Source organism: Anditalea andensis (genome assembly GCF_000714815.1).
In the GTDB taxonomy this organism is placed as follows: Bacteria; Bacteroidota; Bacteroidia; order Cytophagales; family Cyclobacteriaceae; genus Anditalea; species Anditalea andensis.
In genome coordinates this window covers 1-2,453 of sequence record NZ_JMIH01000025.1, presented here as the reverse complement: position 1 = coordinate 2,453, position 2,453 = coordinate 1, and the positions used below count along the sequence as shown (strand labels likewise).

3 protein-coding genes are annotated in these 2,453 nt (G+C 33.8%); all 3 read right to left on the bottom strand.

Annotated features, from left to right (window positions below; all coding sequences use genetic code 11):
* Positions 1 to 264 (bottom strand): glycosyl hydrolase 53 family protein (locus EL17_RS23200; protein ID WP_205623589.1); only part of this gene is annotated, 264 nt, incomplete at its 3' end.
* Between the two features lie 190 nt (positions 265 to 454).
* On the bottom strand, positions 455 to 1,141 hold the full coding sequence (locus EL17_RS18930) for an MAE_28990/MAE_18760 family HEPN-like nuclease (protein WP_035077876.1): 687 nt from the start codon (positions 1,139 to 1,141) through the stop codon (positions 455 to 457).
* Entirely contained in the window at positions 1,131 to 2,183 is a 1,053-nt protein-coding gene (locus tag EL17_RS18925; protein ID WP_035077873.1) for a DUF262 domain-containing protein, read from the bottom strand. The genes EL17_RS18930 and EL17_RS18925 overlap by 11 nt, the downstream gene beginning before the upstream one ends.
* Positions 2,184 to 2,453 lie beyond the last annotated feature (270 nt).

Sequence of the window (2,453 nt, the reverse complement as noted above, 5' to 3'; positions counted from 1 at the left end):
CATGATCTGGCGGTCGTATTTCTGGGAGACTTTGGCGATGTTTTGTTGGAGGTTGCCATGCCACTTGGGATAGTAGCTAAGGCCGATGATGTCATAGGGTACGTTCCGCTCCTGCATGGCGTCATAGAAATATTCAGTATCCTTGGCAGTGCCTACATGCAAATTGATCAGTGATTCGGGGCTCACGGCTATTACACCTTTACAACCCGCATACAGCAGGTGTGCCAGGCTGTCTAAGTTGTTGACGACCCTACACCATTGTATATCTCATTTCCTATCTCCATCGTATCGGGTTCGGTACCTTGATCCTTGAGCTGCTGCATAACCCGACGGTAAAGGTTTGAATGTATTTCGAAGCACAAAAACTGTCAACCTGCAATAAACTTGAATAGAAGCATAAAATGCCAAAATATGTACGTAACGCACCCTGACGCAAAACCAATGTTATAGACAGTTAATAATTTAATCTCTCCATCGGTTTAATAAATTCTTTAGCAGAATAGTAATTGTTAAAGTGATCTATATAGCGGCTAATCACTTCAAAAATTTTATCATATTTGTTTTTTAAATCTAAGTAGGTGGGTCCTGAGCCAACGTTTTCCACATTATCTCGACCATGTGCAACTTTGTTACGATTGTCTACAATCTCATCGAAAATAGCACTCTCCTGGCCTGTAATTGGAAATGAAGAAGCTCCAATTGTTTTTGTAACTTGATTAAAAGATTTACCCCAAATATTTTGAAGATATTTCGATAATAATGTTTCATCAAAATTAGAAACTTCAATTTTGTCAATAGTAATAAATAGGTCTGCAGATTTATCAAATATAACTTTTGAGCTACAGTCACGAAGACTTTGAATACTTGAAGAAGCTGCTACTGTATAAAAACTATTTTCAAAATCTACATATCTTATGTTCTTTGCCTTAATAAGTGTTAAAGTATTGACAATAAGTTTGTGCATTGAAAATTCTATACAAGCATAAATGTGCACATAGAAGAAACCCTTTAGTAGTTTGTATTCTAAAGGAGGCATCGCAGGTGGCGTGACAGAATCCTCCAAATTCTTAATTGCATTGAGGAGTTGATTTACTTCAAGGAATCTCGCCAAAACTTCTGAACGAACTATACTATACGGCATTCAATATATTGTTTTTAACAAATTCAATTCTATTTATCAATTTACTTCTGGAATTTGTAGCTCCAGTTGTTAGTCTTTTTAATTCCTGATTGTTCAATAAAGCTTGGAGCTTGGCTGAGGTAATATGTTGCGATTGGTTAGAAGTTATTAAATCTGCTACACCGACTGAAATTGCCTCAAATAGTACAAGAGGAGTAATATTAATGCGATTACCTCTTATTATTCCCATTGGGAGAAATTCATTAATTAATTGAAATGATTGATTAAATAAATCTCTAAGAGCTGCTTTATTGGAGAACCGCTTAGTTTTTTTCTTCATGTAGTTATTAAGAAATTCTTTTACTCCATGAACAAATTCATTTCTATCTTCATAATATGCAAAAAACTTTAAAACTAACTCTTCCCGATTACCAGTTCTTTCTGCACTTTCTGTCATTTTTACAGAGTTAAGAAAATTAGGGTTCGCATTGCATTCTTTAATAAAATCTCGAAATTCACCAAGGAATACGCAATTTCTAATTTCTTGTGGATGTAGAACTACACCACCAGTATTTAATCTTTCAAATAAATCATATCGTACAGTAAAGTCACTTTTATCATTCAAAACAGTAATTCGAATAGGTCGAGTCATAAACATATTTTGAATGGACATTGGAAGATCTTCATATATAAGACCATTCATTTCTGTTACTTTTTCTAAACCTCCCAATTTTAATTTCTGACTATTTGGATTTACTTGCTGACGTACTTCTTCATTTCCAACAAAATTTACAATAGTAGTCAATCGTTGTAAACCATCAACAACCTCCCATGTCGAGTCTTGATTTGTTGCCATAAACAAATTTGGAACTGGAATACCAAGAAAAATTGATTCTATAAGTTGTGATTGGCGAACCTGATCCCAAATAAAGTGACGCTGGTACTCGGGTTGGAGTTTAATTTGTAGGTCAACTAACATCGCATAAAGTTGTCTAACTGTTATGTCATAGTTATCAAAAGAAACGGTTCTCCTGTTAGTATCTAATTGCTCTTGTATTGTCATTATAGTCAAATTTTTATTTAGATTCTAAGGATTTTCAGGTAACTTTTTGCTTCACGCAACATTTGCTATTTTTTCCATAAAATCTAAGTATATATATAGAATTTATCTCTAAAAATAATATCATGATTCAAAAAATAACGAAGCCATCCAATGCTATTACAACTTGTGGGATCACACCTACCTCCTATTCGTTAATCTAAAAATCTCCTGAATATAAACTAAAACCCATCATTTTCCCAAAAAAATAACCCCTATAACTAAAAAATAATT

Excerpts from the sequence above, each read along its gene's own strand:
- EL17_RS18925 (WP_035077873.1), bottom strand. The coding sequence starts at position 2,183 with ATGACAATACAAGAGCAATTAGATACTAACAGGAGAACCGTTTCTTTT.
- EL17_RS18930 (WP_035077876.1), bottom strand. The coding sequence starts at position 1,141 with ATGCCGTATAGTATAGTTCGTTCAGAAGTTTTGGCGAGATTCCTTGAA.